The 18,676-nt window shown below is 55.0% G+C and carries 18 protein-coding genes; 10 read left to right on the top strand and 8 right to left on the bottom strand.

Features of this window, described 5'->3' with window-relative positions; translation table 11 throughout:
* The 4 genes from AC4EYZ_RS07020 to AC4EYZ_RS07005 all read left to right on the top strand — a co-directional run bounded on the left by AC4EYZ_RS07020 (position 1) and on the right by AC4EYZ_RS07005 (position 4,912).
* Complete coding sequence (locus AC4EYZ_RS07020; protein WP_474192184.1) at positions 1 to 1,143, top strand: amidohydrolase family protein; 1,143 nt, start codon at positions 1 to 3, stop codon at positions 1,141 to 1,143.
* A 622-nt stretch (positions 1,144 to 1,765) separates the two neighbouring features.
* Positions 1,766 to 3,607, top strand: coding sequence for a DUF3413 domain-containing protein (locus AC4EYZ_RS07015; protein ID WP_490204193.1), 1,842 nt, complete (start codon positions 1,766 to 1,768; stop codon positions 3,605 to 3,607).
* Between the two features lie 334 nt (positions 3,608 to 3,941).
* The gene (locus AC4EYZ_RS07010; protein ID WP_490204192.1) at positions 3,942 to 4,130 is read left to right on the top strand and encodes a hypothetical protein; all 189 of its coding nucleotides are present in this window, start codon (positions 3,942 to 3,944) and stop codon (positions 4,128 to 4,130) included.
* A 215-nt stretch (positions 4,131 to 4,345) separates the two neighbouring features.
* Positions 4,346 to 4,912, top strand: a complete 567-nt coding sequence (locus tag AC4EYZ_RS07005; RefSeq protein WP_474192186.1) for a sugar O-acetyltransferase — start codon at positions 4,346 to 4,348, stop codon at positions 4,910 to 4,912.
* Between the two features lie 142 nt (positions 4,913 to 5,054).
* On the opposite strand, the gene AC4EYZ_RS07000 is transcribed toward AC4EYZ_RS07005, so the two are convergent.
* Complete coding sequence (locus AC4EYZ_RS07000; protein WP_474192187.1) at positions 5,055 to 5,798, bottom strand: SDR family oxidoreductase; 744 nt, start codon at positions 5,796 to 5,798, stop codon at positions 5,055 to 5,057.
* A gap of 167 nt (positions 5,799 to 5,965) precedes the next feature.
* On the opposite strand from AC4EYZ_RS07000, the gene AC4EYZ_RS06995 reads away from it, so the two are divergent.
* The gene (locus AC4EYZ_RS06995) at positions 5,966 to 6,898 is read left to right on the top strand and encodes an AraC family transcriptional regulator (RefSeq protein ID WP_474192188.1); all 933 of its coding nucleotides are present in this window, start codon (positions 5,966 to 5,968) and stop codon (positions 6,896 to 6,898) included.
* Between the two features lie 30 nt (positions 6,899 to 6,928).
* On the opposite strand, the gene AC4EYZ_RS06990 is transcribed toward AC4EYZ_RS06995, so the two are convergent.
* Positions 6,929 to 7,765: an SDR family oxidoreductase gene (locus tag AC4EYZ_RS06990; RefSeq protein WP_474192189.1), complete on the bottom strand. Its 837-nt coding sequence runs from the start codon at positions 7,763 to 7,765 to the stop codon at positions 6,929 to 6,931.
* 109 nt (positions 7,766 to 7,874) lie between these two features.
* Here AC4EYZ_RS06990 and AC4EYZ_RS06985 point away from each other — a divergent pair, with 109 nt between their 5' ends.
* Positions 7,875 to 8,768, top strand: a complete 894-nt coding sequence (locus AC4EYZ_RS06985) for a LysR family transcriptional regulator (RefSeq protein WP_474192190.1) — start codon at positions 7,875 to 7,877, stop codon at positions 8,766 to 8,768.
* A 100-nt stretch (positions 8,769 to 8,868) separates the two neighbouring features.
* Here the strand turns inward: AC4EYZ_RS06985 and AC4EYZ_RS06980 are convergent, their stop codons facing one another.
* The 3 genes from AC4EYZ_RS06980 to AC4EYZ_RS06970 form a co-directional block, all read right to left on the bottom strand.
* Positions 8,869 to 9,294, bottom strand: coding sequence for a Rid family hydrolase (locus tag AC4EYZ_RS06980; RefSeq protein ID WP_474192191.1), 426 nt, complete (start codon positions 9,292 to 9,294; stop codon positions 8,869 to 8,871).
* Positions 9,295 to 9,585: 291 nt separating this feature from the next.
* On the bottom strand, positions 9,586 to 9,873 hold the full coding sequence (locus tag AC4EYZ_RS06975; protein ID WP_490204283.1) for an SDR family oxidoreductase: 288 nt from the start codon (positions 9,871 to 9,873) through the stop codon (positions 9,586 to 9,588).
* A 124-nt stretch (positions 9,874 to 9,997) separates the two neighbouring features.
* Positions 9,998 to 11,050 carry an NmrA family NAD(P)-binding protein gene (locus tag AC4EYZ_RS06970; RefSeq protein ID WP_201304182.1) on the bottom strand — a complete coding sequence of 351 codons (1,053 nt, stop codon included), beginning with the start codon at positions 11,048 to 11,050 and terminating at the stop codon, positions 9,998 to 10,000.
* Between the two features lie 359 nt (positions 11,051 to 11,409).
* Between AC4EYZ_RS06970 and AC4EYZ_RS06965 the strand changes: the two genes are divergently transcribed.
* The gene (locus AC4EYZ_RS06965) at positions 11,410 to 12,375 is read left to right on the top strand and encodes an AraC family transcriptional regulator (RefSeq protein WP_138799645.1); all 966 of its coding nucleotides are present in this window, start codon (positions 11,410 to 11,412) and stop codon (positions 12,373 to 12,375) included.
* Positions 12,376 to 12,742: 367 nt separating this feature from the next.
* On the top strand, positions 12,743 to 13,105 hold the full coding sequence (locus AC4EYZ_RS06960; RefSeq protein WP_053856885.1) for a cupin domain-containing protein: 363 nt from the start codon (positions 12,743 to 12,745) through the stop codon (positions 13,103 to 13,105).
* Positions 13,106 to 13,131: 26 nt separating this feature from the next.
* Here the strand turns inward: AC4EYZ_RS06960 and AC4EYZ_RS06955 are convergent, their stop codons facing one another.
* On the bottom strand, positions 13,132 to 13,968 hold the full coding sequence (locus AC4EYZ_RS06955; protein ID WP_414121292.1) for a helix-turn-helix transcriptional regulator: 837 nt from the start codon (positions 13,966 to 13,968) through the stop codon (positions 13,132 to 13,134).
* A 342-nt stretch (positions 13,969 to 14,310) separates the two neighbouring features.
* Between AC4EYZ_RS06955 and AC4EYZ_RS06950 the strand changes: the two genes are divergently transcribed.
* Complete coding sequence (locus AC4EYZ_RS06950) at positions 14,311 to 14,820, top strand: lipocalin-like domain-containing protein (protein WP_474192175.1); 510 nt, start codon at positions 14,311 to 14,313, stop codon at positions 14,818 to 14,820.
* 139 nt (positions 14,821 to 14,959) lie between these two features.
* Here AC4EYZ_RS06950 and AC4EYZ_RS06945 read toward each other — a convergent pair whose 3' ends face one another.
* Positions 14,960 to 16,339 (bottom strand): HAMP domain-containing sensor histidine kinase, encoded by a 1,380-nt coding sequence (locus AC4EYZ_RS06945; RefSeq protein WP_159176181.1) that lies wholly within the window; start codon positions 16,337 to 16,339, stop codon positions 14,960 to 14,962.
* Positions 16,339 to 17,004: a response regulator transcription factor gene (locus AC4EYZ_RS06940; RefSeq protein ID WP_226249381.1), complete on the bottom strand. Its 666-nt coding sequence runs from the start codon at positions 17,002 to 17,004 to the stop codon at positions 16,339 to 16,341. Before AC4EYZ_RS06940 ends, AC4EYZ_RS06945 begins: the two co-directional genes overlap by 1 nt.
* Positions 17,005 to 17,254: 250 nt before the next feature.
* Here AC4EYZ_RS06940 and AC4EYZ_RS06935 point away from each other — a divergent pair, with 250 nt between their 5' ends.
* A complete protein-coding gene (locus AC4EYZ_RS06935) occupies positions 17,255 to 18,640 on the top strand; it encodes an NTP/NDP exchange transporter (RefSeq protein WP_138799653.1) in 1,386 nt (461 codons plus the stop codon).
* Positions 18,641 to 18,676 lie beyond the last annotated feature (36 nt).

Below are 18,676 nucleotides of genomic sequence, written 5' to 3'. Positions count from 1 at the left end.
ATGAAACAGATCGAAAAAAACCTAGAGAGCCTGACAATGGGACGCCGCAGTTTTCTAACTGGCGCGGCTGCACTTGGTGTTGGTGCTGGGTTGTCCGCGCCTGCCATTATCTCCAGTGCTGCCGCGACAGAGAAATCGGTCATCGCGTTGCGAGACCAGGATCTGCCATTTATCGCCACGGAAGAGACCTATACCACCGAGGAACTGATCGCGCTGAACGCGATTAACGATCAACACGTAGAGTACCTCAGGGAAACGGGTCTTGCCGAACTCGGTCCTGGCCGCATCGGCGCAATGGATAAGGCGGGGATCAATGTTCAAATCCTCTCCGCACATACGCCGGGCGTGCAGAATGTCCCCGGTCAGGAGGGCATCGATTTTGCCTATCGTCTCAACAAGATGATTGCCGATGGCCCGATGGCCACCCATCCTGGGCGGTACCAGGCCTATGCAACCTTGCCTCTGCAGAACCCGGAAGCATCAGCGGACGAACTGGAACGCGCCGTTCGGGAAGATGGCTTTGTGGGGGCCATGACCAACGGATTCATTGGCAACAAATTCCTCGACCACCCGGATTTCGAGCCCATTCTGGCGCGCGCCGAGGCACTTGATGTGCCGATATACCTGCATCCAGGCTTCCCCCCGGAAGACGTGTTCAATATTTATTACAACACCATGCGGCCAGGGTATGACCAATTGTTCCAGAACTACATTTTCAGCGGTTCAGGATATGGATGGCACCAGGAGGTGCTGACTCAATGTCTTCGACTGATCATCACTGGGGTGTTCGATAAATTTCCTAAACTGCAGATGATTATCGGCCATATGGGAGAGGGCCTTCCATTCTACTACGAGCGTATCGTGGGAGATATGAGCGAGTCGACTGAAGACTCGCTGAACAAGCCTATCGGGCAATACTTCAGTGACAATTTCTGGTACACAACCAGCGCATTCTTCCAGGACGAATTGCTTCATCTTTTGCTGAGGTACATCAGTGTGGATCGAGTGATGTTTGGAACGGATTACCCGTTTGCAGACATGAAGCAAGGAACCGACTGGTTTCGGGCGGTGGATCTGCCCCGTGAAGCCAAGGAAAAGATTGCGTTCCGAAATGCAGAAAAGCTGTTCGGAATAAAGGTCTGATGCATCCGCCCGGGATCGAATGATGCCGATTGGTTTTGGTGTCAGCGGGGCCATAACCGGAGATCACTTTGGCTGTATCTCAAGGGTACAGCCAAAGGATGCCAAGCGAGGCGCCTTGCCTCCCATCAACACTCTAATCGGTGCCGCTCCAAGCACGTTTCCCATCAGCTAATCCCCCTTTTCAGGCATAACCTAGTCGCAGACCAATTAGTGGCTCGGCCTCGCTGTCTTGATGAAACTCTGGGAGGTTAGCAAAGCCAATGTGGCTAAAACGTCGCTGAAATGTGAAAGCGGCGATCTAGTGATACTAGCAAATGCGAATAGGACGTTTTCGGCTTCTTCTGCAGCTTGTCTGACCTTCTCCGATCATGTCGAGGCCCATCATTGAGCAGCGACGGCGAGGCATAAAGGCATCAGGAATGACATCGGTGGATGGAAGCATGTGGTGTCCTCGTCGCATAGGACGAGACTGCCCGGTAATGCGTCTTTCAGAAGCCTTAGCGGGGGATCGGAACGATCGAGAAGTATTGCGTAAGTTCTCAGTAAGCCAGCGGCTGCGACAGTCAACACTCTTTCCACTCAACGTCGACTGAAGGGCCTCTGCTCTTTCGAGGATTCGTGCATGATCTATCGACTCCTGTACCGGTGGCGCTGGCTTGGCGCCTGGACCCTGGCCAACCTGCTGCTTGCCTGGGTGATCTCGCTGCGCTATGTCGGCTATATTCAGCCCGAAGGGGCCAAGCAGTGGAGCTACCTGCTGATGGTTTTCCTCGGTCATCTCTCGCTGCTGGTATGGTTGGGAGCTTTGCCGATGTTCCTGCTGGCCATGGTTTTGCGCGGCAGCGGGCTATGGTTGATGACCACCCTGTGGGCGAGTGGCCTGCAGCTGCTACTGCTGCTTGATACCTTCGTCTACGCTCAGTATCGCTTTCACCTGAGCGGCTTCATCCTCGACCTGCTGCTTAACGCCGGAGGAGACGTGTTCAGCTTCTCATGGGTCGCCTGGGCACTGGCCGTCGGTGGCGTGCTGGGCATGTTGGCGGTGCAGGGTGGTCTCGGACTGCTGTTCAAGCGACGTCCACCTTCACGGCCTGTGGGCGCAATGCTGGTAGTGAGCTTGTTGGCCCTGCTGGGGGGGCACGGTTGGCATGCCTGGGCGGATGCCCACTACGACCGCGACATCACCGGCATAACGCGTCATGTGCCGGTCTTTTATCCAGCCACTGCCAAGCGCTTCTTCGTCAAGCAGGGGTGGGTCGATCCCCAGGTAGTGCGCGATCAGGTGGATCTCGAGGCGACGGAGGGCGAGGCGCAGAACCTGGTCTACCCCTCCGCGCCGCTGAGCTGCTCGCCGTCGGTGTCTTCCGACAACCTGCTGCTGGTGCTGGTGGATACCCTGCGCCACGACGTGCTCACTCCTGAAGTGATGCCGAATCTTTACCGGTACGCCAATCAACCCGGTTGGTTCAGGGCGCGTGAGCATATCAGCGGTGGCAACTCCACCAAGGCCGGCGTCTTCAGCCTCTTCTATGGCCTGCCAGTCACCTACTGGGATGCATTTACTGCCAGCCAGACGCCCCCGGTACTGATGGAGCGATTAGAGGCTGCCGATTACCGATTTCAGGTTCTCTCTTCGGCGACGCTGGTGAGCCCTGCCTTCGACCGTAACGTTTTTGCCGGCCTCAAGGATGTCTCGCTGGAACCAGCAAAAGGCGAGCCCTGGGAGCGCGATCAGCAGATCACCGATAACTGGCTAGCCTGGATGGACAAAGAAGAGGCAAGGTCAGATGAGCGCCCGTTCTTTGGTTTCCTGTTCTATGACGCCGTGCATGGCTACAGCCATCCGCCAGACTTCCCGCGGTTCACGCCCTATTGGGAGCATATCAACCACATGAGCCTGGGGCCTGACTTTGATCCCGAACCTTACTGGAACCGCTATCGTACGGCAGCGCGCTATGTGGACCAGCAATTGGGACGTGTACTCGATGACCTGGAGCGCCGTGGGCGGCTTGAGGATACTGCGATAGTGATTACTGCCGACCACGGTGAGTCCTTCAACGAACATGGCAAGAACTACTGGGGACATGGCAGCAACTACACGCCGGAGCAGATCCAGGTTCCGCTGGTGATGCATTTGCCGGGGCGATCCGGTGGTGCGCTGGAGCGGCGAACACACCACGCCGATATCGCACCGACGCTGCTCGAGGAGCTGCTCGACTGTGAATCGGCTCCTCAACATTACACCCTGGGGCAAAGCCTGTTGAACGTCGAACCCCATCGCGACTGGATGCTTTCAGGCAGCTACATGGGTTATGGCATCCTGATGCCCGACTATCAGGTGGCGGTGCACCCCACGGGGGCCTTTGAAGTCTATGACTACCGCATGAACGAACTCGACGATATAGAGCTCCAGCCCCGGGTGTCGAACGAGGTACTCAGGGCGCTGTCGAGGTTCTATCGCTAAAACACCAAGGGTGGTGCATTGCCGACTTCAGCGTACGGAGTGAATCAGCCATGGCCTCAATGCCTATAACCATCTGTTGAACAGGCCAATGGGGAACCCGACAAGGTACAGGTCTTCGACCCCGAACCCCGTGCGGCGTTGAAGGCTTGGCGGTTTCAATGACCAGGAACAACAAGTGTAGTGGCATAGTGAATTGGCTGCGCCGCAGGATGGTGGCGTTAAAGCCCATCTGCTCGATCATGTGCTCCACACTATACTTGTCGGCAAAGTGCGACACATTGACGTACAGAACGCGACGGTTCGAGATGCCGCTGTAGCGGGTGCAGGAGCGGCCATGCTGCCGCAATCCATCATCGGAGGCCTGCTGGAAAGAGGCGAGCTGGTGTCGTGGGGCGCCGCCGGCAACGAAGTCGAGCTTTGGGTTCTGCATACCTCCCGACGCTTACAGAGCCCCAAAGTCCGGGCCTTTGTGGAGTTCATCTGCAACTATTACCCCAATGGATCATTTGTCGTTCAGGAATAATCTCTGGGCGCGGAAGGATCACGGTCTGAATCGCTGGGGCGCGATCATCGATCCAAGCTTTAGCGTCCCTATGGCCTTCGCCGTGTTCAGAGGCTGATGACCTCAATGCCGCTGAGTCTGCTCGTCAACCAGCTGTGTTAGGTTACGACGAAGCGACGTAAAAGTAATAACGGCTATGGTTGATTAACAATGGGTTCAAGCTAGGACGGCAACTAATGCGATCAGAAAAAGACAAGATGTTAGCGGGAGAGCTCTATAACCCTGCTGATCCGGTATTGCTAAAAGAGCGTGAAGAAACAAGGCGGAAGGTGAGGCAATATAATCATGTTTTGGAAACTGATGCTCAGCGCTTAAAAGCCTTGAAAGCGTTGTTCGGATCGACGGGGGAACATCTCTATATAGAACCTAATTTACGCTTGGATTACGGGTATAACATTCATGTTGGCGAAAACTTTTTTGCCAACTTCGACTGCACCCTGCTGGATGTTTGTGAAATTCGGTTTGGCGATAACTGCATGCTCGGGCCAAATGTACAGATTTATACGGCCACGCACCCCCTTGATCCCCATGAACGCAATGCGGGTAAAGAGTATGCAAAGCCGATTTTTTTTGGCGATAACGTCTGGATTGGTGGCGGCGCCATCATTAACCCAGGCGTTATAGTAGGCAATAACGTGGTTATAGCGTCGGGCGCCGTTGTAACCAAGGATGTACCCGATAATGTGGTGGTAGGCGGTAATCCTGCTCGCATAATTAAAAATATTGCAGTTAAGGGTGGGTAACCGTTAGCTTGCGTTGAGGTAAGGGTTTGTCTTCTATCCTTTATTCGCTCTGAGCACGGTTGGCAGGTGTGAATGGGCAAATGCACTGCGGCCATCAGCAAACAGTGCATGTGCGAGTTAGAAGCTTAGAGGATGGGTGAACTCACATCTTGCTGAGCATCTCGACCGCTTGATCGAAGTGTCCGTCACGCTCTGCCCAGCGTAAGAAATTGACTTTCTCCACCAAAATCTCCTTGGGTGTCGGTTGCTGTTGAAACAGTGTCATGACCTCTTCGATATAGTCATTAAGCGGCATATAGCCTTCCCGGGTCGACTGGCCTGGCGTCAGCTCTGTCTGTACGGCGGGAGGCGCAAGCTCGATGAGCTCGACCTTACCCTTTAGCTGCTCGCGTAGTGAGATTGTATAGGAGTGGATGGCTGCCTTGGTGGCGTTATAGGTGGGCGTGCCGCTTAACGGCACAAACGCTAACCCCGAGGAGACGTTCACGATCGCCGCGTCTGGCTGGTTTACCAGATGGTCGGTCAGTGCGTTCGTTAGCCGGATGGGCCCGAGCAGATTGACAACGACTGTCTGCTCGGCATCGCTCAGGTCGCGGGTGCGGGACAAGTCCTCGCGACGCATAATGCCCGCATTGTTGATCAGCACATTGAGGCTGGGACGCTCGGCGATGACACGCTCAGCAAAGGAGGTGATCTCCTCTGGATCCTCAACATCGACAACCATCGCGTGCATGTCGCGCTGGCCAGCAATGGTTTCCTCCAGCGTTTCCATGCGCCGTCCGGCGACGATTACGGTGTTGCCAAATGCATTGAAGCGTAAGGCAAGTTCACGACCAATCCCGGAACCGCCGCCGGTAATAAGTATGGTGTTTCCTGACATTTTCATGGTTTCACGCTCCGTCTATTTTTAGGACTCAATACCCTGTACTTTTTATCAATTTGACGGGGGGCTGGGCTTGCCATCACTTACGCAAAACTTGCCTGACCCTGCACGCGTGGAGAAGCGTCTTCTCCGCCATGCTAAATTTGAGTTGAGATGCTGGAGGAAAGCAGATGAATTCACTCAAACAGGCGGTTCAGACGTATGCCAAACGTCACGCCAATAGCGATGGTTTGGCGTTAACACCCGTGCCGGGACTTCGAATGATGTGCGTCGAGGCGCCAGCTGGCGATCTGCAATCGGTCTATAAGCCACTGGTATGTTTGGTTCTGCAGGGCGCCAAGCGCATTCTTGTTGGGAAACAACAAGCGGTCTTGTCCGCCGGGGAGTCAGCGATCGTCAGCGCTGATATGCCCGTGGTGGGTAGGATTGTGCAGGCAAGTACGGAGGAGCCCTATCTAGCCGTTGCGGTCGAGCTGGATAGGGCGATCCTGCGTGAGCTAGCCGCTCATATAGGGAGTGCCCATGCCCAGCAACTACCCGAGATGCCGACCTTATTTGCCGAAGATAGTGAAGTCGAGGTGATTGACTGCGTATCAAGGCTGATGAAACTGCTGGATCGCCCTGATTCAGCGCCGCTTCTTCGCCCAGGCATCATGCAGGAGTTGCATTACTGGCTGCTGTCGGGCCCTCAGGGGGCCGCTTTACGGGATATCGCCGACCCGGATAGCTACGCGAGCCGCCTTGCTGACGCCATTGCACTCTTGCGAGCCGAGTACACGTCTCGGGTGTCGGTGGAGCAACTAGCAGCAAAGGCAGGCATGAGCCTCAGCTCGTTTCACAAACACTTCAAGCACATGACCTCGCTAACGCCGGGACAGTATCAACAGCGGCTGCGTTTGATTGAAGCGCGCCGCCTCATGCTCGACGAGGGATGCTCCGCGAGTAATGCTGCCTTTGAGGTCGGTTACGAGAGCGTATCGCAATTCACTCGCGAATACGGCCGTCTTTTTCAAACACCACCGAAGCGCGATGCTCTCCGCTATCAAAAATCTCTCCAAGCCGTTAATGGAGACGTTCCTGAAGCGCAACGAATAGGCGCTTGAGTGAAGACAATGCATAGCGGGAGTTGCATATTAAGTCACTTCATCTCTGTCCGCAGAGAGCGCCACCTCCTTATACGCTTCGAGCGACTCAAGCCTTTCTTTTAGCGCATGGCTAATGGAGTCATAGGCCGTGCTGCCTAACGTAATACGCAGTGGTGGGTTCGGCATGTCAGTTATGCTAATGATGGCATCAACGGTGTTGCCTGCATCGCCTTTAATGGCCAAGTCTCCTGACGCCAGTGCTCTACGCAGCTCGCCTGCTGGGGTATCTTCATAGATCGTCGTCGTGGGTGTGCGATCCAGTCCTTCAGCAAAGTGAGTGGCCGTGGGGCCCGGCTCGGCGATAACGAAATCAATACCAAATGGCGCGACCTCCTTTGCCACGGATTCGACGAACCCCTCGATGCCCCACTTCGTGGCGTGATAAAGGCTGAAGCTTGGATAGGCGATCTGGCCGCCCTCTGACGATACCTGAACGATGCGGCCGCCCCCTTGTTCACGTAAATGTGGCAGTACGGCGCGAAGGAACTGGATAGAGCCTGTGAGGTTGGTCGCGATTTGCCGCTCAATCTGTTCATCGCTGGCTTCTTCGGCAGCTCCAAAGAGTCCATACCCCGCATTGCTGACGACCACATCGATTCGATCGAACGTAGTGAACGCTTGCGAAACGGCATCTCTCATCGTCGACGTATCCGTCACGTCGAAGGTCAGTATCTGCAAGCGATCACCATGCAGGGCGAGCAAGTCGTCCAGCGAACCCTTGCGGCGTAGCGTTGCTATAACGCGGTCGCCGCGTTCAAGCAGCCGTTCAGTGAGTAGTCGGCCAAGGCCGGTGGATGTGCCTGTGATAAGCCAGGTTTTAGCCATGAGATATCTCCTAAGTCATTCATTAAATGTTGCAAGACAAAGGTTAGGGCAGTAAAACTGGTAAGGGAATGCTCATCAATTGGCACGAGGAGGTGAAATTTATTCACCAATGAGTAAGCCAACGTTAACCGACCTCAAGGCGTTTCAGGCCGTGGCGGAGCACCGTAGCTTTCGCCGAGCAGCCGACCTGATGGGAGTCAGCCGCTCTTCACTCAGCCATACTGTGCGCACGCTTGAGCAACGGTTGGGCACCCGGCTGCTGCACCGAACCACACGTAGTGTCTCGCTGACAGAGAGCGGCGAGCGGCTGTTATTACGGCTGAGCCCTCTATTGAGCGACTTGGAGTCAATCCTTGAGGATGCTTCCAGCGCCGAAGGAAAGATCACGGGGCGGCTGCGTATCAATGGCAGTGAAGGAGCCGTGCGGCTGTTGCTGCAAACCGTGGTGCCGCGTTTTCTTGCCCTTCATGATGGCGTCGAGCTTGATCTCGTGGCCGAGGGGCGGCTGGTTGATATTGTCGAGCAGGGGTTTGATGCGGGCGTAAGACTGAGAGAGGCGGTTCCCCAGGATATGATCGCCATCCCTGTGGGTCATGAGCTGCGCTTTCTTGCCGTTGCCTCCCCAGACTATCTGCGTGGCCGTGTGGTACCAAAGACACCGGACGATCTGGCCTCTCACCAGTGCATAAGGCAAAGGCTGCCGAGCGGTAAACTCTACCGCTGGGAGTTTCAGCAGCATGGCCAGGATGTGGCGGTAGATGTGCCCGGTGCGCTGACCTTGGACAGTAGCCAACTGATGGTGGAGGCCGCCGCGGATGATTTAGGCATCGCCTATGTGCCAGAGCCCTATGCACAAGATTATTTGAGGGATGGGAGGCTGGTCACCGTGCTAGAAGAGTGGTGTCCAAGCATTCCCGGTCTATTTCTCTACTACCCGAATAACCGGCATGTGCCGCCTAGCCTGCGGGCTTTTATTGATCTGCTACGAGAGTTGCAGGGTTAGTTTGCGCTTGTTGTGACTTAATTCATACAACAACTCATACCATCAAAGCCTCTATTAAAATTACGGTTATTTCTAGCCAGTGAACGGTGGTGACAAGCATTTAGCTGTTCAAGACGAGCCCCGGTAGTACAGCTTCAGCCTCGATAGCAATTAACCATTCCGGTTCGGCAAGGCCGTACACAATTAACCAAGTGGCAGCCGGCGGTGCGACAGGGAAGCGATACTTCAACGCCTCCATCACCACTTGCTGATCGTAGCGAGCGGATTCGGCTAAGTAGATTCTTAGCATCACCACTCGTGAGAGATCGCCACCGAGGCCTGTTAGCAACCGTTCGACATTGTCCAGCGCCGCTTCGGTCTGCTCGGCCAGCTCAGGGCCCGCCAACTCTCCTGCGGAATCCATCCCCACCTGGCTAGACATCAGCACCCGGGTGCCTCCCTCTACTAATACGGCTTGGCTATGTCCCTCAATCAAGGTATCGGGCAGGTTGGGCGGATTTAGGAGCTTGCGTTTTAAAATATGCATAGTAACCTCGATGGTAAGCCAATATGATAATTAGCAAAGAGTATCGATTGATCAATCGCACTTGATACTCTTTCGACCTATGACTACCGCCGAATAGTTACTTAGAGAAACTTAACTATTCGGCGGTAAAAGATGAATGCGTGGCTACACGATTAAACTTAATTTCTCTATTTTTTCTTATGGACATTAAATCTGAATTAAAATAGGTTCCAGTAAGTAGCGCATAAGACAATCATCGCCAACAAGTCTGTTAGCGTTGTGAGTGTGGCTGTAGCGATTTTTTGGTCGGAATTAACATAGAATGGCTATTACCAAGGCTCTTTTGCAATTTTGCCCAAGGAAGCCGCCCGTGGGCCCATTATCAGGCAATAGTGCTACCATGACGCACACCCGAGCCGCTTCTGATTCAGTTTGCGCACCTGAGCCACCACCGTTCAGGGCAGTAGCAGTAAAGCCGGGTGCGACCGAATTTACCTTTATTCTCGTATCATGAAGTTCTTTGGCTAAAAGCACCGTTGTCATGTTTAAAGCCGCTTTCGTGCGGTTTATAACTTGCTGGCAAGTTCCCCCGGACGAGATAGTCGACGACCTTGATACTGTTGTTTTCAGTTTGATCGCTGTAGTGACCGGCGGACGCGCCAGATCTATGTTTTGCTGCGTCGGTAAGTCGTAAGGCTAGTGAAGTGAAAATAGGAGAATTCCGCTACACGAGAATCAATGGTCGCAATTCTTCTTCACACCATTGCCTGAAGCTGGTCGGCATGCTGTTTTCAGGCGTGCGATTGAGTGCGTTATCGATCCCCTCGTTCTTTGCCTTTGCCATGTCGGTTAGGCCTTGAGCCATGGCATCTGACATTCCTCGTTGAACGAAGCCAGTCTTGTACGTTTCGAAAGAAACCTGCTCATAAATTACGGGCTTATCCAAAACGTCGGACATGATTCGCGCCATTTCATTGAAGGAGAGGTCTTCCGGCCCTAACACTGGCACTTCTTCTTGGCTGCGCCAAGTTGGATCAAGTAGAAGCCCTGTGGCGACCGAAGCGATATCTCTGGTGGCAACGGCCGGTAGTTTGAGGTCACCATCAATAGGTAGAAAGAATCTACCCTGTTCGTGGATAGAGGAAGCCTGGCGAGCAATATTATCCATAAACGAAGGCATGGTTAGCGCTCTAAACGCCACTCCCGTACTCGCAATCAAGTCGTCCATTGCCAGAGAGGCAGTGACGTAACCGGCATTTGCCGCCATTGGTGTACCCCTTCCTAGCGCCGAGATACTGACCACACTTCCTAAGCCATTCCGCTTGATTGCCTCGCAGGCGGGGCGGGTGAAGTCTACATAGGCACTCATAACACTTTCTGCGCGAGAGTCCGGAGGGCATAGCCAGAACAGACTGCTGGCTCCCTCTAGGGCCTGATCCATGACACTCGCATCGCTGTGTGAGCCCTGAATGACCTCGACCTGATCAAGTACTTGCGCTGGAAGGCGCGATGGATCGCGCACGATAACGCGAATTTTCGCATCACTGGAACTGGTTAGTAAATTTGTCAGTACTTGCGAACCAATATTGCCAGTCGGCGCAGTCACGACGATTCGAGTGCCAGTTGTGCGGTTGGTTGCATTCGCCAGAGGCGATATTGCTAGGCTCATAGCTAAGCCTGCACCGGCACCCAAAGCGAGGCCGCTAAGAAATTGGCGCCGAGCAACATCATTTACCCCTATGCATTGCTCACTGTGATGAAGTTGTTTGTTGTCCATGTTTCATCTCCTTTGACTGAGAAGTGGAACCGTATCGTGTTCTATTGGATAAGTTGCGTAGATACTGCTCCTGTTCAATCAGTATTTCCTGTTCCATGTCCCGCGGCGATGTCCCCGGCCTACACTGATCGTTCGCACTGCTAAACGGATGGGGGCTTACAGTTGATGGCATCAGAGTGTTGTCCTCTATAATGCTGTTCAGATTGTTGGCGTGAATGACAAAGGGTGTGGCTAACTTAGCGTTCAACTAGGTCTCGCGGTGTCTGCCAGAGTCGAGTACTCTGCGACCATAAGGGGTGCGTGCAGGTTGGTCTATGCGCGTTTGTCCTGCTTATCTTTGCAATCGTCCAGGAGGACCCATGGATCCCCTATCAGATGTACTCTCGCTACTGAAACCGCGAAGCTATGTCTCCTCTGGAGTGGAGGCTGGCGGTGCATGGTCGCTCCAATTTCCGGATCAGCATAAGCTCCTCAAGTGTTATGCCGTAGTCTCCGGCGAATGTTGGTTGGCCGTCGATGGTGTTCCGGAGGCCGTACATCTGCAGAAGGGCGACTGTTTCGTTCTACCGAGCGGACGCCCTTTTCGGTTGGCGAGCGATATGTCGTTGCCACCAGAGCCCTCCAGCAACTATTTTCCCCCACCACGTACTGGCACCGTTGTGAAGGTCAACGGCGGGGGCGATTTCTTTATCGTGGGCAGCCGGTTCGGCGTCAGTGGGGGGCATGCCGATATGCTGATGGGCATGCTGCCGCCCATCGTCCACATCCACAACGAGACAGAACAGGCTGCATTACGGTGGTCTGTGGAACGCATGATGAAGGAGTTGCACGACCCCGAGCCCGGTGGTTTCCTGATTGCCCAGCACCTCGCTCATATGATGCTGGTACAGGCACTAAGGCTTCATATGGCGGAAGGAGTCATTAACGGTGGGGGATGGCTTTTGGGGGTAGCGGACAAACAGTTGGGGCCGGCAATTAATGCGATCCATGCCGACCCTGCACACCGCTGGACGCTGCAGGCGCTGGCCGAGTGCGCCTGTATGTCGCGCTCGGCGTTCGCTCAGAAGTTCAGGGAAACGATAGGAGCATCGCCCATGGAGTACGTGACGCGCTGGCGCATGATGCTGGCGGGAGAGAGGTTGGAGAACTCCCAAGATCCCGTTTCCGTTATTTCATTATCCCTTGGATACGAATCCGAAAGCGCGTTCAGCACTGCGTTTAAGCGGGTCATGGGAGTTTCTCCGAGGCAGTATAGTCGTGGGGCAACGCCCGCTTCGTATAGCCACGCAGTTGGTCTCAATGGCGCTGGCGTCAACCCAGCATAGATCGCTGAAAGTGATGAAAATAGCGTCTAGGCTCTCTAGCACTCTTTCAAGAACGTGCAGTGACTGCAATGGTTTGCCCAACCTGTTAGTGCTTTTACCCCTATAACAAAACATATTTACCAGGATGTGAGGTATGCACACAATCCAGCTTTCTCGGCGGCAGGCAACACGCTTGCGCCACCCTCTAAATGGAGAAAGCATCATGGTAGTGTTCAGCTTACATGCCGTAAGAAGAATGGACAGGACTGGATTAGGGACCCGCTCTGCTTTTTTGGCATGCGCCGCTTCGCTGCTTGGCTCGTTGGTTTGCATCCCTGCATATTCGAGCGACGTCGACCAAATCCCGCCCACCGAAGGAAGAACGTACGTGGTTCCTTACGAAGCTGCCGAGGCTCGCTTCACGCCGCTTTACGCTGATAATCCAAACAGCCCTCAGATCTCGGTGCTGTGGGGGAATCCTCAGACTGGCCCATCGGCAGCGCTGTTTCGGTTCCCTCTGAATTATGGCGGTCGCTTCCACAGTCATAGCGCGGCTTACCACCTGTCGCTTATGGAGGGGACTATGAAGCACTGGGATGAAGGTCAGCTTGAAGCGGACGTGCCGATTCAGACAGCGGGCGCCTATTGGTATCAGCCTGGAGGCCAGTTGCACTCTGACAATTGCTTGTCAGAGTTCTGTGTCGCCTTCGTGGTCTTCGATGGTGCGATCGACTCAGCCTACGCCGATTAGCACCTTTAAAAGGGTCGGCCGACAGGTTATCCGGAGTGGCTCAGCCGATCCATTTTTTCCAAGTCGGAGCGCTCCGCCGGGTTGTAGGTCATCAGTTTTAGATCCGGCCGCCCGTCAATCGCAAAGGATGAAAACTCGAAGGTAATTTCTCCTACCACTGCGTGGAAAATTGTCTTCGATCCTTCCCCAGCGGTATGAACATCGTTTGCTCTCCACATGCGCTTGAAATCCGTACTCTTGCTGGATATTTCCGCCACGAGTCCAGCAGATCGCGGGTTCTCCCCCATACGTGCGGTTTCTGCGCGAAAGGTTGCCACTAGAAACCGTGCCACTGTTTCCCAGTCGTTTTGGGCCGCGCGTGTCGCTGGATCAAGGAACATGAGCCTCAATATGTTTCGTTGATCGGGAGGTAGTGCCGGGTAATCCGTGAGCGCTAGTTGAGCTGCTCGGTTCCAGCCAACAATGTCCCATGTCGACGTTGCGACGGTCGCTGGGATCATAGGCATAGCGTCGAGAAATCGTTGTAGTCGTTCCGAGATACCTTCTTGAACAGAGGAGTGGGCTTTCGGCGGGTGACCGATGCCGACCAAGAATAGATGCTCGCGCTCGGCTTCGGTCAGCATCAGCGCCTTAGCAAGGCTTTCGAGTACGCGCACTGATGGTGCGCCCCCACGTCCCTGTTCGAGCCACGTATACCATGTTGTGCTGATATGGGCTCGCTGAGCGACTTCTTCACGCCGAAGGCCAGATGTCCTCCGGCGCCCTCCGAAACCAAGTGCTAGCGCGTCAAGTCGTTGCCGCCGATCCTTTAAGAAAGCACCAAGGTTATTGGAATCGCAGGAGGGAGCTAGCGTGTTAGTCATTATCCCCCTATAAAGCCGCTTATTTATCTGGATAAAGATTGATCGATATTCTCTCCCATGACAAGTATTCACTGGGAGGAAGGGGAAGCGTTATGAAGATGTTTTTGACTGATGCGACAGGCTTTTTAGGCATAGCCGTTACGAGAGAGCTACTTGCTAGTGGCCATCAAGTTCTAGGGTTGGCCCGATCCGGCTAAAGTGCAGATAAGCTCAGGCAGCTAGGCGCTGAAGCACTTCTGTTGGTGGTATTTATTCACTAGGTCATGCGAAATATAGGTATTTATCTCAACAGTTAAAAACAACAGAATAAATATCTCTTCAGAACCCGTCAGGAGCATCCTTATGAAGCTAGGAATTATAACTGGCACTTTATTACTTGCGGCCGCTGTAGCTACTCAGGCTAGCGAGCCTTTACTGCCTCCTTCCGAACCCAATCAGGTTGCCGGAACGTGGCGCATGGTGTCAGCTACATTGGAAAACGATGGGGCTACCGAGCATCCTTATGGTGAGAATCCACAGGGCATGCTGGTTTTCACTGCTGACATGCACTTCGTCGAGGTATTAACCAATGGTGACACCGAGCGTTTTGAGTCAAATTCACGTGGTGGTGGCACCGACGAAGAGAATAGCCGTGCCATGGCTTCGAGTATTGGCTTCTTTGGTAGTTATACCGTCGATGAACAGGGGCGCTTCGCCGGTAATTACGTAGAAGGTTCTACGTTCCCTAACTGGGTGGGCAGTGAAAGAAGCTCGCGGGAGCTTCAACTGAGAGTGGAAGGCGATCGGATGTACGAAACGTTCACTCGCCCTGATGGAGGGCGAGTCAGTGCAGAATTCGTGCGCGTTCGATAGTGCATAAAAAGCCCCGGCAAAGTTCAAGTGCCGCATCGTTGGTGTTCCAACAACGGATATGTTGCACAAGGGGGTTACGTATTCTGGCCTAAAAGCGCAATCGTCAGCTAGTTGAGAGGCTTTAAGGTGAGAGGTGGGACTATCTCTGCCCTTTGGATGCCGGTAATTGGATTGTGATGCCAAATCCACGACCTTCAAGACCGACGCCACATCTTAACTGTCCGCCATGCGAAGCGACCACGCGTTCGACTAACGAAAGGCCCATGCCAATGCCCTGAGTACGATGACCGTTCTCGGCGCGGTAGAATCGCTCGAATACGCGCTCGTAATCGCCATCGGTAATGCCAGGGCCATTATCAGCAACGCTTAGGGTCGCCATTCGAGCATGTCCTTCATCTTCGACCCAAGTTTCCAGCCGTACACGCGCGCCCGGGCCTCCATGACGTAAGGCATTGTCGAGCAGGTTGCGAACCAGTATGCCGAGGTCATCAATGTCGCCATGTACCGGCGCGTGACCTCCTTCGACTTCGATTGATTGGTCACTGCGTAACGCAACCAACTCGAACTCGTCGGCCACCATCCCCGCAATCATTGCCAGATCCACATCTTGCGCGCGCGCGGCGGAACCGCCGGATTCCACCCGCGCGGTATCAAGCAGTTGTTGCGCCAGTCGCGAGGTGCGTTCTATACCAGCGATGAGATGCTCAAGCGCTTCGCCCGCTTCTTCTTGGTCGCTGGCGTGCTGTAGCACCTGCGCCTGGGTCAGCAGCGCTGCCAACGGCGTGCGTAGCTCATGGGCGGCCTCACCGATGAACTCGCGTTCATGCTGAAGCGCCTGCGCCAATCGCGCCATCAACTGGTTGAACGAACGCACCAGCGGCGTGAATTCGTTTGGTAATCCATGTTCGGGCAACGGTGCCAGATCGAGAGGGGCACGCGTAGCGAGCGACTCGCTGACGCGCAGCACTGGTCTCAGCGACCAGTGGATCACCAACCATATCGCGACACCGATACCGAACAGGAGCAACAGTGCTGTGAGTAGGGTCGGGCCGAGCCAACGCATCAATTCCGCCCGGATGGCCGATGTCGGCACGCCGACCTGCACCTGCACCCGTTGGTCAGCGTCGCTGACTGCGAATACGCGCCAGGGCACTCCAGCAACGGTTGCATCGGCAAAGCCATCAACAAAGTCCGGCGCCATCGGGTGCGCGGGTGCCGGACGCGAAGACATCAATCGTCGCCCAGTGCCATGCTCCCAGGCTTGGAAGCCTAGCGCTCCGAACTTGCCTTCCGCGGGCACCGTCTCGCCGCTGAGCAGAAATTGCTGCTGTTGGCCTGCGGTGGCGATGTCCGCAGGCAACGACTGCAGTATCTGCTCGGCAATATTGCGCAGCATGCCATCTATCTCGCCACCCTGGCGCTCCAGTACGTTTACGTACTGAATGGCGAACCCGATAGCCCAAGTAGAGAGCAGCACTGTGGCCAGCGCAACCAGCAACCGCGTGCGTAGCGCGCGCATTAGTGCTCATCCCCGAGGCGATAGCCGAATCCAAGCTCCGTTACCACTACGCCATCGCCGAGCTTGCGGCGCAGTTGGTGCACGAAGACCGCAACGGTGTTGCTGCCGATCTCCGTATCGTCGCCGTAGAGCCGATCTTGCAATTGATCACGGCTGAGAACACGACCACGCGACTCGAACAGTGCCAGCAGTAGACGGAACTCGTGCGCACTAAGGCTAATACGCTGACCTTCACGGGTCACAACCCGCGCAGCGGGATCGATCTCGACATCACGCCACCGCAACACGGGGGTGACTGCGCCACGGCTGCGGCGCAATACCGCACGAAGCCGCGCCAGCATTTCGTCGCGCTGAAACGGCTTGACGATGTAGTCGTCAGCACCAACGTCAAGCCCGCGGACGCGGTCGCTCAACTGATCGCGTGCGGTAATGATCAGCACCGGCGTCGGGTCGTAGCGACTGCGCATCGAGGACAGCACCTCCAATCCAGAGCCGCCCGGCAGCCCGAGATCAAGTAGAACCGCGACGAATGCGTGGTCGACCAGCGCTGTACGCGCGGATGCAACGTCTTTGCAATGCACAACGCGCCAGCCTTCCTGGCCAAGGGCGGATGACAGCGCACGACCCAGCATGTGGTCGTCTTCAACAAGGAGGATCGCATCCATAGCGGGCAGCTCGAGTAATAAGGGGAGAGCAGCGATATTCCTACATCGACATTAATAACGGATTAAGGCCTGTGCTTAAAGGCTGTTAGGTGGCTGGCGATCGCTGGATACGGTCGCTTACAGCGGCAACAACTTTGCCCTAATCGTCTTAAACGCAAATTAATCTCACCGGTAAATACTGCGACATCAGCCGCTTCGACTGAGTATTAAAGACGCCTTTGTGGTGTGCTTCAACCCAGGACGCTATCCAATGAGCAGAACCAAGACTTCGGTGGCACAACGTCCACGTCTATTGAAAACCCTCTTCAATCTCCGCCTTGAGGAGGTTGGGCCTGTGCTAATTGCAGCACTGTTCTTCTTTTGTATATTGACCGCATTGATGCTGTTGCGCCCTGTTCGTGATGCGCTAGGTATGGAACGCGGTATCGAGAGTGTCCGTTGGCTGTTTATCGGTACCGCATTGGTGACGCTGGCAGTGAATCCACTGTTCGGCTGGCTGGTCAGTCGCTTGAAGCGACTACAGTTCATCGGGGCGACCTACACATTCTTCGTGCTGAGTTTGGTGGCCTTTTGGGCATTGCTGGTGTTCGCGCCCGCCGCCGTGGGTCAGCGCAGTGGACAGGTATTTTTTGTTTGGTTCAGTGTGTTCAACCTGTTCGTCACGATGGTGTTCTGGGCGTTGCTGGCTGACCGGTTCACCAGTGAGCAGGGCAAACGTTTCTTCGCCCTTATCTCGGTCGGTGGCACCCTCGGCGCGATTTTTGGCCCGTGGCTTACGTCGCAACTGGCCCTGCCATTGGGTACGCCCAGCCTGCTGCTTGTCGCCGGTGGTTTCTTGCTGCTAGCTCTCTCTTTGGCTTGGCTGCTGGTGCGCGTGGTGCCGGATCAGGCCAGCTCCATGGAGACTTCTGCCGTAGCCGGATTCGCGAGCGAATACGAACGTATCGGTGGTGGCGCCTGGGCAGGTCTACGTGCCGTTTTCCGATCACGCTATCTGACCGGTATTGCCGGGTACATCCTGCTAATGACTGTGCTCGCAACATTCATCTACTTCACCCGCCTACAGATGGTCGCAGCGGTATCAGACAACATGGACGCGCGCGCGGAAATACTAGGCCAGATCGACATGTGGACGCAGGTAGCGGTGCTGGTTCTACAGCTTACTCTGACCGGTAAGATTATCCAGCGTTACGGCTTGGGCGTGGCGCTAGCGATCCTACCGATAGCAACCGCGCTTGGCTTCATCGGATTGGCGATATACGGGTCGTTCGTGATGTTAATCCTGTTAGAGGCCACTACTCGTGCGCTTCAACGCGGCGTCACCCGTCCAGCACGGGAGGCGTTATTTACCGTGGTCGGCCGTGAGGACAAGTACAAGGCCAAGGCCTTCGTAGATACCTTCATCTACCGTGCTGGCGATGTTGTCGGTGCCCAAACTGAGGGCGCGCTTGGGCGATTAGGGCTGGCTATAGGTGGGCTGGTCAGTGTGGTTGTTCCTTTGGCGTTGGTTTGGGCCGTGTTGGGTCTCTGGTTGGGCCGCGCACAGGCCGGTCAAGTAGCACTCACCGGGCCTAAAGACGAATTCGGTGGCCTTAAACAACTGGTAGAAAAGAGCGTGAGCTCTTCAGTGCAATAGATGCGATGAGGTGTCGCCCAAACTCCAATAAAACCG

The organism is Vreelandella sp. 162(4c) (assembly GCF_058152265.1).
The sequence above is the reverse complement of the archived record's forward strand: the minus strand, read 5'-3'. Positions and strand labels throughout refer to the sequence as shown.